10 protein-coding genes and 1 tRNA gene are annotated in these 15668 nt (G+C 60.9%); 9 read left to right on the forward strand and 2 right to left on the reverse strand.

Translation table 11 applies throughout. The features are described 5' to 3' along the window. The first annotated feature begins 5 nt into the window (after positions 1-5). From QYC26_RS14910 to QYC26_RS14930, 5 genes are all read left to right on the forward strand, one after another. Complete coding sequence (locus tag QYC26_RS14910) at positions 6-1133, forward strand: Re/Si-specific NAD(P)(+) transhydrogenase subunit alpha (protein WP_317513008.1); 1128 nt, start codon at positions 6-8, stop codon at positions 1131-1133. A 113-nt stretch (positions 1134-1246) separates the two neighbouring features. Then, positions 1247-1534: an NAD(P) transhydrogenase subunit alpha gene (locus tag QYC26_RS14915; RefSeq protein ID WP_317513009.1), complete on the forward strand. Its 288-nt coding sequence runs from the start codon at positions 1247-1249 to the stop codon at positions 1532-1534. An 11-nt stretch (positions 1535-1545) separates the two neighbouring features. After that, positions 1546-2958: an NAD(P)(+) transhydrogenase (Re/Si-specific) subunit beta gene (locus QYC26_RS14920; RefSeq protein ID WP_317513010.1), complete on the forward strand. Its 1413-nt coding sequence runs from the start codon at positions 1546-1548 to the stop codon at positions 2956-2958. Positions 2959-3116: 158 nt separating this feature from the next. After that, the gene (locus QYC26_RS14925; RefSeq protein WP_317513011.1) at positions 3117-4064 is read left to right on the forward strand and encodes a winged helix DNA-binding protein; all 948 of its coding nucleotides are present in this window, start codon (positions 3117-3119) and stop codon (positions 4062-4064) included. Positions 4065-4149: 85 nt separating this feature from the next. Next, positions 4150-4225 (forward strand) — tRNA-Val (locus QYC26_RS14930). Positions 4226-4664: 439 nt separating this feature from the next. Here QYC26_RS14930 and QYC26_RS14935 read toward each other — a convergent pair. Both QYC26_RS14935 and QYC26_RS14940 read right to left on the reverse strand, forming a co-directional pair. Continuing rightward, a complete protein-coding gene (locus QYC26_RS14935) occupies positions 4665-6323 on the reverse strand; it encodes an arylsulfatase (protein ID WP_317513012.1) in 1659 nt (552 codons plus the stop codon). A gap of 25 nt (positions 6324-6348) precedes the next feature. Beyond that, a complete protein-coding gene (locus QYC26_RS14940; protein ID WP_317513013.1) occupies positions 6349-8622 on the reverse strand; it encodes a TonB-dependent receptor in 2274 nt (757 codons plus the stop codon). 529 nt (positions 8623-9151) lie between these two features. Here QYC26_RS14940 and QYC26_RS14945 point away from each other — a divergent pair. The 4 genes from QYC26_RS14945 to QYC26_RS14960 all read left to right on the forward strand — a co-directional run bounded on the left by QYC26_RS14945 (position 9152) and on the right by QYC26_RS14960 (position 15632). Further along, complete coding sequence (locus tag QYC26_RS14945; protein ID WP_317513014.1) at positions 9152-10195, forward strand: AraC family transcriptional regulator; 1044 nt, start codon at positions 9152-9154, stop codon at positions 10193-10195. A gap of 123 nt (positions 10196-10318) precedes the next feature. Then, positions 10319-11530, forward strand: coding sequence for an amidohydrolase family protein (locus QYC26_RS14950; protein ID WP_317513015.1), 1212 nt, complete (start codon positions 10319-10321; stop codon positions 11528-11530). A gap of 19 nt (positions 11531-11549) precedes the next feature. Continuing rightward, on the forward strand, positions 11550-13268 hold the full coding sequence (locus tag QYC26_RS14955; RefSeq protein ID WP_317513016.1) for an N-acyl-D-amino-acid deacylase family protein: 1719 nt from the start codon (positions 11550-11552) through the stop codon (positions 13266-13268). A 75-nt stretch (positions 13269-13343) separates the two neighbouring features. Continuing rightward, positions 13344-15632, forward strand: a complete 2289-nt coding sequence (locus tag QYC26_RS14960; RefSeq protein ID WP_317513017.1) for a TonB-dependent receptor — start codon at positions 13344-13346, stop codon at positions 15630-15632. Positions 15633-15668: the final 36 nt, after the last annotated feature.

Raw genomic sequence — 15668 nt, forward strand, 5'->3', positions numbered from 1 at the left:
CGACGATGAAGATCGCGGTGTTGGGGGAAGGCGCCGAGGGCGAGCGCCGGGTTTCGGCTACGCCTGAAACCGTCAAGAAATTCAAAGCATTGGGTGCTGAACTTGCCGTCGAACGGGGCGCAGGTGCGCATGCGACGATTGACGACAAGGCTTATGAGGAAGCCGGCGCCGTGGTGGGCGACCGGGCTTCGGTCATTGCCGGTGCGGACATTCTGCTGGGCGTACAGGGGCCGGATCCGGCAAGCCTGAACGGCGTGAAGCCGGGCGCATGGATCGTCGCGGGCCTGAACCCGTTTGGCGAACGCGCGCGCGTTGACGCCTATGCCGGGCTTGGCGTCGAGGCGCTGGCGATGGAGTTCATGCCGCGCATCACGCGTGCGCAGTCGATGGATATCCTGTCGAGCCAGTCGAACCTTTCGGGCTACAAGGCCGTTCTGGATGCCGCAGCCGAATATGGCCGGGCATTCCCGATGATGATGACGGCGGCGGGCACGGTTTCGGCCGCGCGCGTCTTCATCATGGGCGTCGGCGTGGCCGGGCTGCAGGCGATCGCCACCGCGCGCCGCCTGGGCGCGCAGGTGTCGGCCACCGACGTGCGTTCGGCGACCAAGGAACAGATTGAATCGCTGGGCGCCAAGGCCATTTTCGTCGAGAATGTGGCGGGTATCGAGGGCGAAGGTTCGGGCGGCTATGCCACCGAAATGTCCGACGAATACAAGAAGGCGCAGGCCGATCTGGTGTCGAGCCACATCGCCAAGCAGGACATCGTCATCACCACCGCGCTGATTCCGGGACGCCCGGCACCGCGGCTGATTTCGGATGCACAGCTGGCGTCGATGAAGCCGGGTTCGGTGATCATCGACCTTGCCGTCGAACAGGGCGGCAATGTCGAAGGCGCGGTCGCCGGCCAGGTGGTGGAACGCCACGGCGTGAAGATCGTCGGGCACAAGAATGTGCCGTCGCGGCTTGCCGCCGACGCATCGGCGCTGTTCTCGCGCAACCTCTACAACTTCCTGTCCGCCTATTGGGACAAGGACGCCGGGCGCCCCGTGCTGCCCGACGAGGACGAGGTGACGCAGGCCATCCGCCTGACCCAGGGAGGCAAGGTGGTCAGCGAGCGTCTGCTCGGCTGAACAATCTGTACCCGGCGGTGACGGCTCTGGATGCCGCAGCCGCCGGGATTGCGCCGCACGCGACAGCACGCCCGGATACCGGGCGGCCGCGGACGGCGAACGGGGAGTGAATTATGGATTTCATATCAATCCTGTCGATATTCGTGCTGGCGTGCTTCGTCGGCTATTATGTCGTCTGGTCGGTGACACCGGCCCTGCATACGCCGCTGATGGCGGTGACCAACGCGATCTCGTCCGTCATCATCGTCGGCGCGCTGATCGCATCGGCCGCCGAAGGATCGGCCAGCGCCAAGTGGCTGGGCCTGATCGCCGTTGTACTCGCCAGCGTGAACATCTTTGGCGGCTTTGCCGTCACGGAACGCATGCTCGCCATGTACAAGAAAAAAGAAAAGAAGGGCTGAGGGGATAAGCCATGCATGAAGTTGCACCCGTCAACCCTTGGGTTGCGCTCGCCTATCTGATCGCGGGCGTCTGTTTCATCATCGCGCTGCGCGGGCTTTCGAGCCCGGCGAGCAGCCGTCGCGGCAACCGTTTCGGCATGGCCGGGATGGCGCTGGCCGTCGGCACCACGCTCGTCACCCATGAGGTCGCAAGCATCGCCGAAATCATCGGCGCGATCGCCATCGGCGGCGCCATCGGGTTCATCATCGCGCGCAAGATCGCGATGACCGACATGCCGCAGCTCGTTGCGGCGTTCCACTCGCTCGTCGGCATGGCCGCGGTGCTGGTGGCAGCGGCCGCCTATCTCAATCCCGGCGCGTTCGGCATTCTCGGCGACAATGGCGAGATCCTGGGCGTCAGCCGTGTTGAAATGGGCCTTGGCATCGCGATCGGCGCCATCACCTTCTCGGGTTCGGTGATCGCGTTCCTCAAGCTCAACGGCAACATGTCGGGCAAGCCGATCATGCTGCCCGCGCGCCATGTCATCAACCTCGGCACGCTGGCGGCGATCATCGGTCTGGTCGGCTATTTCCTGACCGACCAGAGCCCCTGGGTGTTCTGGACGATCACCGCGCTTTCGTTCCTGATCGGCTTCCTGCTGATCATCCCGATCGGCGGCGCGGACATGCCGGTCGTCGTCTCGATGCTCAACTCCTATTCGGGCTGGGCGGCTGCGGCGATGGGCTTCACGCTCTCCAACACCGCGATGATCATCACCGGCGCGCTTGTCGGTTCGTCAGGTGCGATCCTGTCGTACATCATGTGCAAGGCGATGAACCGCAGCTTCATCAGCGTGATCGCGGGTGGCTTTGGTTCGGAAGCCGATGCGGGCTCGGGCGGCGCGGCGCAGACCGACCGTCCGTGGAAGCGCGGCTCGGCCGACGACGCGGCGTTCCTGATGAAGCAGGCCGAAAGCGTCATCATCGTTCCCGGTTACGGCATGGCCGTTGCCCAGGCGCAGCACGCGCTGCGCGAAATGGGCGACCTGCTGAAGGAAGCCGGCGTGAAGGTGAAATACGCCATCCACCCCGTGGCTGGCCGTATGCCCGGGCACATGAACGTGCTGCTCGCCGAAGCGAACGTGCCCTATGACGAAGTGTTCGAGCTGGAGGACATCAACTCCGACTTTGCACAGGCCGACGTGGCCTTCGTCATCGGCGCGAACGACGTGACCAACCCGGCGGCGAAGACCGACAAATCCTCGCCGATCTATGGCATGCCGATCCTCGACGTCGAAAAGGCGAAGACCGTGCTGTTCGTGAAGCGTTCGATGGGCGGTGTCGGCTATGCCGGCGTCGACAACGACGTGTTCTACATGGACAACACCATGATGCTTCTCGCCGACGCGAAGAAGATGGTAGAGGATATCGTCAAGGGTCTCTGACCCGCAGGCGACCATCCGAAGCGACAGAAAGCGGCCCGCTTTCCCACAGGGGAAGGCGGGCCGTTTCGCTTCTGGCGCCAATGCCTCCATTACGGTGGCATCGCCGCTTTATCTGCGCCCGCGCGGTTGCGACACAGGCGCGCAGACGGGGAGAGACGATGGACGGAAGCGGGAATGGCTGGCGCGTGGAGGCGCCCGTGGTGATGGTGATCGCCGACCACCCCGGCGCGCAGGCCGTGGCGACCGCGACGCTGGGGGCGCTGGGGATCGCCCCGACCGCCGCATGCGGCCTTGCCGAGGCGCTGGCACGGCTAAACGGTGACGCGCAGCCCGATGGGATATATCTTGAGCTGACGGACGATGCCGGGCCGGTGCTGGATGCGCTGTTGCCCTGCATCGATGCGCTGGTGCGCGACGGGCGGTGCCGGGCGGCGATCGCGCTGCCGGTGATGCTGATCGACAGGGTGATGGCGCGGATCACCGAGACAGGAGTGCAGATGCTGTGCGATCCCGATACGCTCGAACGCTCGGCGGCGCTGGGGCTGATCGCGGCGGGGCGGCGCACGGGGCTGCGCGATACCGACCTGGCGGGCGAGGCGCAGCGGCTGCACCAGCTGGGCGAGGAGGTGGCGCGGATCGCGCGTGCACTGGCGAAAATCTCGGAGGAGGGGCTGGACGGCGGCGGCGTGAGCGACCGTGCCTTCGGCTATGCGGCGGGCCCGCGCACGGCCGCGCCGGTGACTGCCGAGCGGATTCGCGCGCTCATCCGCGCCAGGCGGCTGCGCGACCGTTATTTTTCGCCCGAGCTTTTCGCCGATCCGGCATGGGACATGCTGCTCGACCTGATGGCCGCGCGGCTGGAACGGCGCGCGGTTGCGGTGTCGAGCCTGTGCATCGCCGCCGCCGTGCCGCCGACCACCGCGCTGCGCTGGATACGCACGATGACCGAGGCCGGGTTGTTCGTGCGCGAGGACGATCAGGATGATGGCCGGCGCGTGTACGTTGTGCTTTCCGACCGCGCGGCGGAAGGCCTGAACGACTATTTCGCGGCGATCCAGAAGGTGGGCCAGAAGGCGGGCCTGATGGCGGGCCTGATGGCGGTGTAAGCGGGGCTTTACGAAAAATTGGCAAAAAGCGCGGAATCGCTTGACCGGCGCGGGAAATCCCCTAATTGAGCGCTTCTCCGCAAGGGGGCGCTTAGCTCAGTTGGTAGAGCATCTCGTTTACACCGAGAGGGTCGGCGGTTCGAGCCCGTCAGCGCCCACCATATTTCCCAAATACTTAGCGCAAAGCCCGAGAGGCTCTAGTGGTTCAGATGTACCACTACCAGTGTCGTGCCGCGCTCACATCCTCCATGAAGTTTGGACTGCACCGGGCGTAAACGCGCCCCGCGATGCGCTGGAACACATGCGCCGAGCAAGCCACGCCGGATTGGTGCGCAACTTTGCCATTGGCGCTGACGGCAGACAGATGTGAGGGAAGGGGAAGGCGGCCGCGCCTCCGAAGTACGGCGTAAGGCAAAAGAGGCGCTGCTTCGCATTATCCTGAAGGGGCTGCAGCGCCTCACGTTGCTCCGAGGCTGCCCATCGCATCCGGCGTCGCCAGAGTTGGGTGGACGACGTGTTCACTCAAGGCATTTGCACAAATTTGCGAGTTTGTAGCTGGCGGAGAGGCCGCTCGTAAACCAACCGCCTCTCCGGCAATCGTCAGTTGCCCGGAATGATCGGCGGAATAACCCCCTTCTCGTCGGCATAGGAATTCCATGCCCTGATTAGCTTGCCGACGATTTCGGGGTTCTTAGGGGCGAGGTCGGTGGTTTCGCCGGGATCGGCCTCGATATCGAATAGTTCCCAGCGGCCGTTTCCGGTTGGGGGAGGGATGTGGACTGCCTTCCACTGCCCTTCGCGGACGTAGCGCCGGCCGAACATTTCTCCTGCGGCGAAGGCCGGGGAGATGTTTGGGGGCGGTGCGCCAGGGAGGATTCGCTGGGCGAAGGAAATGCCCTGAGGGGCGATCACTGCCTTGCCCTTATATTGTGCCGGGTTGTCGAGTTTCACATGCGCCAGATCGAGCAAGGTGGGCAGCACGTCGCGTACTGAGATATAGCTAGTTTCGATGCCGGTGCGCGCGTGTTTCGGATAACTTAGAAAGGAGACGACGCGCGTGCCGCCTTCGGTGGGGAAGGATTTCGAAAGCCGGAACGGGGCCGAACCCGCTTCCGCCCAGTTCGATTTGTACCAAGTATAGGAGTGCGCGGTGCCGATCGAGCCGAGACTGTTGTCGGCCGAGGCAAGCATCGCCTTTCCAGCTTCGGGGATGATGAAGGACTTGTCGAGTTCATGTCCCTCCGGCCCGTTGTCGGAGAAGAAGAGGATCACGGTATTGTCGTAGACGCCGCGTTTCTTCAACTCGCTGACGAGCTTGCCCATATTCTGGTCTATCCGGTCGACCATGGCGGCATAAGCCTCCATCGTGCGAGATTCGATGCGTTTATCGGCATCGTTCAGACTGTCCCACCGCACCGACGACGTCTGCGCATGGGCAGTAATTGTGCCGGGGATAAGCTTCAGTTCCTTTAGGCGCGTCAGCCTTTGTTCGCGCAGTGCATCATAGCCGGCGTCATATTTCCCCGCATAGCGCTGGATGTCTTTCGCAGGTGCATGGATTGGATAATGAGGTGCAGTGAGCGCCAGATATCCGAAAAAGGGGCGTTTGTCCCCGCGCTCTGGGAGGAAGGAAATCAACTGATTTGTGAAATAGTCGGTTGAGTAGAAGTTATCGGGGATCGAGACCTCTTTGCCGTCGAGGGTGTAGATCAGTCCCACATTGGGCATGTTGGGACGGGGGCGGCCCTTGTCGGTACCGAAATGATTGTGGCCGCCGCCCAGCATGGTGAAGGAGCGTTCGAACCCCCGTGCCGCCGGGTTGGCGCGCAGATCATAACCGACATGCCATTTTCCCGAATGGATCGTCTTGTATCCCGCATCCCGAAGCCGTTCGGCAATGGTAACCACCCGGTCGTTCAGATACCCCTCATATCCGGGTCGATCGATCTGGTTGTCTTGACGCAGTTCAGGAAAGTTGCCGAGCCCCGTCTGATGATGGTCCACCCCGGTCAGAAACTCCGCCCGCGTCGGTGCACACACCGGCGTGGTGTGGAAGTTGTTGAACTTCACCCCCTTGTTGGCCAGCGTATCGAGATTGGGCGTCCGGATCTCACCGCCAAAGGCACCAAGATCGGAAAAGCCCATATCGTCGACCATGACCACAATGATGTTTGGGCGGGTGTCGGACGTCTTTTCGGCATGCGCGGGCGCAAGGGCGGTCAGCGCGGTCGCCGACAACATGATACGCAGCATCTTCATCGAAAGGCTCTCCATCCGTCGGGGATTACAATTTGGTGCGGAACGTCAGACCATAAGTGCGCGGATCGCCGGGGCCGCCGCTATACTGGCCGGTGTTAAAGGCGCCTGGGCCCTTGCTGTTGAAATATTCGACGTCGAACAGGTTGCGTGCGTAAAGCGACACATCCCATCGACCATCGGGTTCGCGCACGCCGATATTGAGGTTGGTGATGCCATATCCGCGGACCACCGCGTCGGCGGCGAGGTTGTAGGTGCCGTTAAATTTTGATCGATAGCTGTAGTTCGAGTTCAGATAGACCTCTGCGCCTGGGTTGATCTCGGTTGAATAATCGATGCCAAGTGACGCGGAATATTTGGAAACCCCCGGCAAGTTTCGTCCGCTCAGGTCACATACGGTTTGCAATCCGAGATATTCAACCGGGCAGGGCGCGTTTCGAAAATCCTGATAGACCGCATCGACATAGCTGCCTGATGCAAACAAGTTTAGATGGCGAACCGGGCGCAAAGTAATGTCGGCTTCAACCCCGCGTGACCGAACGCGGCCGACATTGGCGATATAGGCGGTGAGTGCGCCGGTAATGTCGATCTGCTGGCTTTGATAGTTGCGGATGCGGGTGCTGAAGGCGGACAGGTTGACGGTCAGTAGACGATCGAACAATGTCGATTTCAGGCCGGCTTCGACATTTTCGACCTTTTCGGGATCCACCACGGGTGGTGCGCCGGTTGCGTTAAGGTTGAGGCCGCCAGACTTGTAGCCCCGGGCATAAGTTGCATAAAGCATCACGTCCCGCGTCGGCTTGTATGACGCGGTGATCAGACCCGATATATTGTCTTCCTTGGTTTCTGCAGTGTAGCGCGGGATCGCCCGGCCGAAGGCGTTGCGGATTGCCTGAGCGCCCAACGCGATCTGCGCGGGCGTCAGCACCGGTCCGAGCTGGACCTGTTCGAAGAAGCCGTCCTTCTTTTCATTGGTGTAACGTAGTCCAGCCGTCAGATCGAAGCTGTCGGTGAGATGCCAGGTTAGCTGGCCGAACGCGGCATAGCTTTTGGTGTCCGCACGCGCGGTGCCGCTGACATAAAAGCCGTTGAGTGCGGCTTGCCCGCCGGCCGATGCTGAACTGCTTCCGGGCGCGGGGCCGAGGACCCAGAGCGCGGCATCGGACCCGTATTTGGTGAAGATGTCGTTGTCGATCCGCTGCGAGAAATAATAGATCCCAGCTACGTAATCGATCGTGTTGCGGCCATTCGAGGCAAGGCGCAGTTCCTGACTAAACTGTTCCTGCTTCTCGTTGATGCCGGCATCCTGAAAAATATCGAGGCCGATGGTGTCGCCATCGATTGCGGGGCGATATTCCAGCGAGCGCCAGCCAGTCACCGAGGTTAGCGTTGCCGGCCCCAGATCATAATTGGCGATCGCGGAGACACCGCGCGTGTCGATTTTCAGCCAGAGCGGCCGGTCAATATCGATCTTGCGCGCAAAGGGATCAATGGGCAGCGGGGTATAGTCGAACCGCGCGATACGGTCGTAGAAATTATTGGGCAGTGCGCTTCCGTCAACACGCGTGGTGCGTACATCCGTCAGCGTACCGATGCAGCAATCCTGCTGCATGTCACTGTAATCGCCGATAAGACGTAGCGAGAAATCGTCGTTTGGCTTGAACAACAGCTGCCCACGAACGGAAAAGCTGTGAAGATCCGACTTGCGCGACCCGTCGTGAACGTTCGTGATGAAGCCCTTATCGCGGGTGGTGTTGGTCACCGTCAAGCGTGCCGCCAGCGTGTCGGTAATCGGTGCCGAGCCGGTAGCGCGGACCTGGAACGACCGGTAGTTGCCGAAGCTCATTTCACCACGAAATTCAGGCTCGAAGCTAGGCGCCTGCGAGGTGATGTGGATGGCGCCTGCGGTGGTGTTCTTGCCAAACAATGTTCCCTGCGGCCCACGAAGCACTTCCACGCGCTCAAGGTCATACAGATCGAACGCAGTCTGCGCGGGGCGGCTGTAATATATCTCGTCGACATAGATGCCGACGCCATATTCAAGGCCAAGGCTGGCAAATGCTGGTGTCGCCCCCAATCCACGGATGTTGATGTTGGTCTGCCTCGCATTCGTGGCGGTAATCTGGAGGCTTGGCGCCAACTGCGCGACCTGTGTCAGGCCGACCGTTCCGGGCACCGCGATCTGTTCATTGCTCAGCGCCGTCAGCGCGATCGGCACATCCTGCGCGCTTTCCGCGCGCCGGCGCGCGGTCACCAGAATTGTGTCGCTATCGTCGGGCCGGGCGACGACGGATTCTGGCATATTGGACTGAGCATATGCGCCAGGTGCGCAGACAAGCGCGCCCCCGGCGCTGCCAATCAGCAACGCGGCGACCTTTCGAGAGATCATCCCCAAAACCTTTCTGTTTCTCTTATGGAAAGCCGAAATTTCGCCGCTGGACTGTAAACCCATGTGACGCGGCGCGGATCGCAGGATCTATTATCGAAACAGCGCAAGGTTTTCGATTTTGAATCGTGATATTGTCTTTCGTCGCTTGTTTACGCCGGCAGCGTTGTGAGCTTGCAGTTTTCTGAGACGTGGGAACGCAACCATTCGCTATATGGACTATTTCACGCAGTTACATGTCGTCGAACTTTGACGTATCTGCCTTTGCGTATGGCCCGGTAGCGCACGTTGCAGGCATCGGATCTGCGCGCGAATTGACCCTTCATTCCCGATGTGATTGACCGCATGATCCGGGGTATGACCGAGATCGTCGCCACCCGGTCAAACCAAAAACAAGCAACGGCCAGATCAACTGGATTTTAGGAGGGGGTAATCTTATGCCCGAGTGCATGTTGCGGATTTTAGTCGCGTCCGACTGTCTAGTGCTTACTCCTTTAACAATAATCGTGCATTGATGCGCCTTTCCCTTTCCGATCTTCTGCAATCCCTCCGCATTGCTCGGATTGATGCGGCGTTCCTCGATATCGCGGACAATTCAGGGGCGCACCTGCGGGCTAATCGACGGGCGTTCATTCACCTTTGTCTGGAAGGAGCTGCCTGGATTGAGGGCGATAGTGCCGCAGGCTCTATCCGCTTGGCCAAGGGCGACTATTATATTCAGCTTGGAAACGAGACGCCGCGTATCCGCGCCGAGCAAAATGCATCGCTGCGACAAAGTGATTTCTTTCGCGAATCCCATGCGCTCGATACCCCGCCCGTGCTGCGCTTTGGGACGGGACCGCGTGTTCTCCGGCTGCTCACAGGGGCCTTTCACCTTACCACCGTCAATCCGATCATTCGCGCGCTTCCTCGTAGCATCGTGGTGCGCCAGGCTGACTTGGCTGGGGCGGAATATCTCGTGATCGACGCCGACAATATCGCGCAGGCGGCGATGGGGCCAGGGGCGGCCACCTTCATGACATCGACCTTTGACATATTGTTCATGCAAGCGGCACGTGCGCAGATCACGGGCCTTTTGCGCAGTGGTCTGGACGTCGCATCGGCCGTCGACCGGTTTCGCATTCCGATCGCGCTCACGCTTGTCCACTCCTATCCGGATCGGGATTGGACGCTCGAGAAGCTGGCTGCGGAACTCGGCATATCCCGCTCGACCTTCGCTGCTGAATTTCACAAGGTCGCCGGGTTACCCTTTTTGCAGTATATCACCCGCCTGCGCATGACCCGTGCGGGAGACATGCTCCGATGGCAGCCGGTTTCGGTCGCTGATGCCGCCTATTATGCGGGGTATAAGTCGGTTGCCGCGTTCACCCGCGCCTTTCGCAATTTTTACGGGATGACGCCGGCCGCCTATCAGCGTGCCCAGGCCCCCTTTCTCGACAACAGCGTGGGCGGGCACATGCATTGGTCGCCCTTTCTTGGCGCGAACTGATCTGGACGATCTGCAAACTCTTCTGGACGATTGGATATAGTCGCTCGCCCGACTTTGACCGCATAACCGTGTCGACAATGATCGATGCAACGATGCCGAGACATCGGGAAGAGAGGATAAGCCATGGCCCTGTTCGACAACCCTATTCTGGAAACCATCGCCCAGACCAAAGATGTAGCCATATCCAATACACTTCCGGATAAGCTGATCTCGGCGGACTCGCACGTCACCGAACCTCCGCACTGCTATGTCGACCGGATCGATCCCGCATATCGCGATCGTGCGCCGCGCGTGAGCACTGACCTTGATGGCGGCGACTCCTTTGTGATCGACGGCATGCCGGGCGCGGTGCCCATGGGTATCGTCGCGGCGGCCGGCAAGAACCCCAAGGACATGAAAAAGGGCGAAACGCTCTTCAAGGATCTCCATCGTGGCGGGTGGGACGGCAAGGCCCGCCTCGGCGATCAGGACCGCGAAGGCATAATCGCCGAAGCCATCTACCCGTCGGTTGGCATGGTGCTCTGCAACCACCCCGACGCGGACTATAAACAAGCCTGTATGTGGGCGTATAATCGCTGGCTCCATGAGGAATTCTGCGCCGCAGATCCCAACCGCCTGCTCGGCATGGGGCAGACGGCGGTCCGCTCGGTAGCCGAGGCAATCGAGGATTTTCGCCAGTTCAAGGAAATGGGCTTTCGCGGGGTGATGATGCCCGGCAATCCCGCGACCGAGGAAGATTATGATCACCCGAACTTCGATCCGCTGTGGCGCGCCGCGGTTGAACTGAGCCTTCCCATCAGCTTCCACATCCTCACCAGTCGACAGGATGGTCCGAATGCGGTGGGCTCCGCCGGGCAAAAGGCCGTCGTATCGAGCCATCGTGGGCCGCCGCAGAACGCCACGCAAAGCCTGCTCAAGTCCATTCAGGACATTATCGGCGTCTTCATCTGGGGCCGAGTTTTCGAACGCCACCCGGATCTGAAGCTGGTCTGTGTTGAAGCCGATGCGGGTTGGGCACCGCACTTCGCTTATCGCATGGACCATGGTTACAAGCGCCACCGCTTCTGGATGAAAATGGGAGATATGGGCCAGCTTCCCAGTGAATATTTCCGCAACAATGTCTATCTGACGTTCCAGGACGATTGGGTCGCTTTCAAGATGACCCATCTGATGAACCCGCGCCGACTGCTCTGGGCCAATGATTTCCCGCACAGCGATTCGACCTGGCCGTGGAGCCGCGAACTGTTGCTTGGGCAGACCGCGCACCTTTCCGAAGAGGAAAAGAACTGGATCCTCTATGAAAACGCCGCCGAACTATACGGTGTCGGTCGCTGATCCGGCGGGAGGGGAGGCCATGACCGTATCAGTAGACCTTCTGATCCGTGGTGGATCGGTTGCCGATGGATCGGGCGCACCGATCCGCGAAATGGACGTGGCGATCAAGGATGGGCGCATCGCAGCGATGGGCCCATCGCTATCCTGCCGCGCCGATGAGGAAATCGATGCGCGGGGCTTGCTGGTCACACCCGGCTTTGTCGATATCCACACCCATTATGACGGCCAGGTAACCTGGGAAAACTCGGTCCGACCATCGAGCGTGCACGGTGTTACGACCGTCCTCATGGGCAATTGCGGTGTCGGCTTTGCCCCCTGCCGCCCCGGTGACCGGGATCGGCTTGTTCGGCTGATGGAAGGCGTCGAAGACCTTCCGGAAATCGTTCTCACAACCGGTCTGCCCTGGAATTGGGAGACATTTCCCGATTACATGAATGCGCTTTCGGGGCGACGGTTTGATGCCGATGTGGCGACCCAGATCCCGCATGCCGCGCTGCGTGTGTTCGTCATGGGGCAGCGCGCGGCCTACCGGGAAGAGGCCACCGAGGCCGATTGCGCCGCAATGGCGCGCCTTGCCGGGGAAGCCATCGATGCCGGGGCGCTCGGCTTCGGTACGTCGCGCACGCTCAACCACCGCGCCAGCGATGGATCGCTGATCCCGACGCTGACCGCTGCCGAGAATGAACTCAAGGCGATTGCAGGCGCGCTCCGCGCCAAGGGAAGCGGTGTGTTGCAGGCGGTGTCCGACTTTGCTGATGTTGATACCGAACTCGCGTTGTTCCGCCGCGTGATGGAGCAGAGCGGCCGTCCGCTCTCGCTCTCGGTGATGCAGTGGCACACCGCGCCTGAAAAATGGCGGACGATTGTCGACTGGATGGATCAATGCACCGCCGATGGGCTCGAGGTACGCGCGCAGGTGAGCGGTCGACCGGTCGGCATGATGCTGGGTTTCGATCTCAGTTATCACCCGTTCGTCTTTACCCCCACCTTCAAGAAACTCGCCGCCCTGCCACGCGAGCAGCGTCTGGGGGCGCTGCGCTCGGCGGATGTCCGGGCGCAGATCCTCTCCGAGGAATTCGATCCCAACGACTTCATGGGGGCGGGGCTTCTCCGCCTGTGGGATGCGATGTACCCGCTAGGCGAGCAGCCGGATTACGAACCCGCGCCCAACAGCCATGTTGCCGGGCGCGCGGCCGCCATGGGCGTCGATCCGGCATCGCTCGCCTATGATCTGATGCTGGAGCAGGACGGCCAGGCGGTGCTGATGCTGCCCTCGGTCAATTATGCCTTCGGATCGCTCGACGTTGCGGGCGAAATGCTTCGTCATCCGCGCAGCGTCTATGGGCTGGGGGATGGCGGCGCGCATCTCGGCTTTCTGTGCGATGCCAGCCTGCCGACCTTCATGCTCGAATATTGGGCGCGCGACCGTAAGGCCAGCCGCCTCAGCGTCGAAGATGTTGTCCGTGGCCTGAGCCACGAGACAGCGCGCGCGATCGGCCTGAACGACCGCGGCCTGCTCCGTTCTGGCTACAAGGCCGATATCAACGTCATCGATTTTGATCGCCTGAAGCTGGGGCCGCCCCGCGTAACCAATGATCTGCCCGCCGGGGGGCGGCGTATGGTGCAGCAAGCCAGCGGGTACCGCGCCACGATTTTGAATGGGCAGATCGTCGCCCGCGATGACACCGCCACTGGAGCTTTGCCCGGACGCCTGGTGCGCGGGGCCAAGGCCGCCTGAGGCCATTCGCTCAATCAGCCAGTAACGACAAGAAAACGGCCGAAAAAACAGGCCGAAAGTCTAGAGGGGATTGTCATGAAGAAGCTGCTAACCTGCCTGCTCGGTTCTGCCGGGCTGGCCGGGCTCATGCCCGCTATTGCCCATGCCCAGTCGGATGATGCGTCCGTTGGGATCAGCGACATTGTCGTTACTGCCCAAAAAAAGGCGGAGAATCTTCAATCGACGCCCATCGCGATCACCGCCTTCACCGGAGAAGCCCTGACCTCTCTCGGCATCAATTCGGTGGCTGATGTCGCCTCGGTTACGCCCAGCCTCTATTCCGCCCCCTATCCGAACTCACCCACCACGATTCAGCTCTATATGCGCGGGCAGGGGGTCAATAACCCGCTTCAGATGACCAAGGACGGCGCCGTCGGCATGTATCTCGACGGCTTTTACCTTTCCCGCCCGCAAAGCGCGACGATGGATATGGCGGATATCGAGCGGATCGAGGTCCTGCGCGGCCCGCAAGGCACGCTTTATGGCCGCAACACGACGGGCGGTGCGGTCAACATCATCACGCGCAAGCCCACGGGCGAAGCTGGGCTGCGTCAATCGCTGACGCTGGGCAATCGCGATCATGTCCGCACGCTCACCAATATCGACGCGCCCGCCTTGGGGCCGCTCGCGCTCAAGGGCACCTTCCTTCACAGTCGTATCGATGGCTGGACGAAAAATGATGGCGGCGAAGATTTCGGCATGCGGCAGCAAACCGCAGGTCAGATTGCGGCGCGGCTCACCCCCTCCGACAGCCTCACGGTCGATTACAATTTCGACATCGGCCGCGTTTACAGCACCCCGCTCTATTTCGTGAATTCGGATCTTGTCGGCTTCATCCCCGGCTATACGGTCGATCGCAAGCACACCCATCGCGGTATCAACATCGACAAGAGCCGGATGGATTTCAACGGCCATGCGCTCACCCTTGAATGGCAGGCAAGCGATGCGCTCACCTTGCGTTCGCTTTCGGGGTATCGCCGTGTCAGCGCCGAGATGACCCAATATTATCTCGATGTGTTCAGTGCGCCGGCAACGGGCCAGGTCATCAATATCCGGCCCTTCGATGATATCGTCACGCGCCAATATTCACAGGAATTCCAGGCGGTAGGCAATCTCGGCGATCGTCTCGATTTCGTTGGCGGCCTTTATTATTTCCGTGAAAAAGGACGCCATTTCCAGGATACGATCACTGCGTTGTCAGTGGTTTCGGGGGCCTCCACGGGAACCGTCCGGACCGAACGGTTCGTTGATATGGTGGCAGAATCCAGGGCGGCCTTTGCGCAGTTCACCTATACGCCGGCGATCCTCGATGATCGGCTCGATATCACCCTTGGGCTCCGTTACACCGAAGACAAGCGTCGCGCTTCACGCGATCTGAAATCGATCTTTACCATGCCGAGCGGGGGCAGTTTTCCCACCCGCCCGATCGAGGTGGATGTCACCAACCGGCAGAAATTCTCGAAGCTGAACCCGGCCGCGACCATCAACTTCCGCGCCAGTTCGGACCTGACGATCTACGCCAAATATGCCAGCGGCTATCGCGCCGGCGGATCGGACGAAAGCGCGCTGTTCTTCAAGGAAACCTTTGCGCCGGAAACGGTGTCCAATTTCGAAATCGGGTTGAAATCGGACTGGTTCGACCGGCGCCTTCGTCTGAACCTCGCGGCGTTCCTGATGGATTATCGTGACATCCAGCTCGATATGCCGCTTCGTAGGAACGATCCCACCATCAACCAGACGATCAATGCCGGCAAGGCCCGGATCGGCGGGGTCGAGGCAGATCTCACGATTGCCCCGAGCAAGGATCTGCTGCTGACTGCCAGCTACGCCTATCTGGATAGCAAGATTAAGGAAATTTCGGCGCGCGCCGGCACTGTCCTTGATCCTGCGGTCAATCCCGATTCCGGCTTTACGATCGGCGAGAATGTCGCGTCGCGCTTTACCATGGCCTATGCGCCCCGCCACGCTTTTTCCGCGTCGGCGGACTACACCTTTTTGCGGATCGGCGATGCCAAGGCCGTCGCACACGCCAATTATCAGTGGAAGGACGATGCCTTTGCCAGCAGCCCGGCCGGCCCGGCGATTATCGGCCGACAATTCTGGGCGATACCCGCTTTTGGAACGCTCGACACCCGCCTGACCTTCAGCTGGGATCTCGCGAGCGGCTCAGAGGCGGCCATCGCGCTCTGGGGGCGCAATGTCACCGACAAGAAATACAAGGCGACGGTCGCTGCGGCCGGATCACCCGCTACCGGCTTCAACGGACAAAGCTTCGCTTATGGCGAACCGGCAACCTATGGCATTGAATTAAGCTATAAATTCTAATTTCATCAATTAGGTGCACTGCCCGTCGGTGATTCT

It is taken from the genome of Sphingomonas sp. C3-2 (assembly GCF_033025475.1).
In the GTDB taxonomy this organism is placed as follows: Bacteria; Pseudomonadota; Alphaproteobacteria; order Sphingomonadales; family Sphingomonadaceae; genus Sphingobium_A.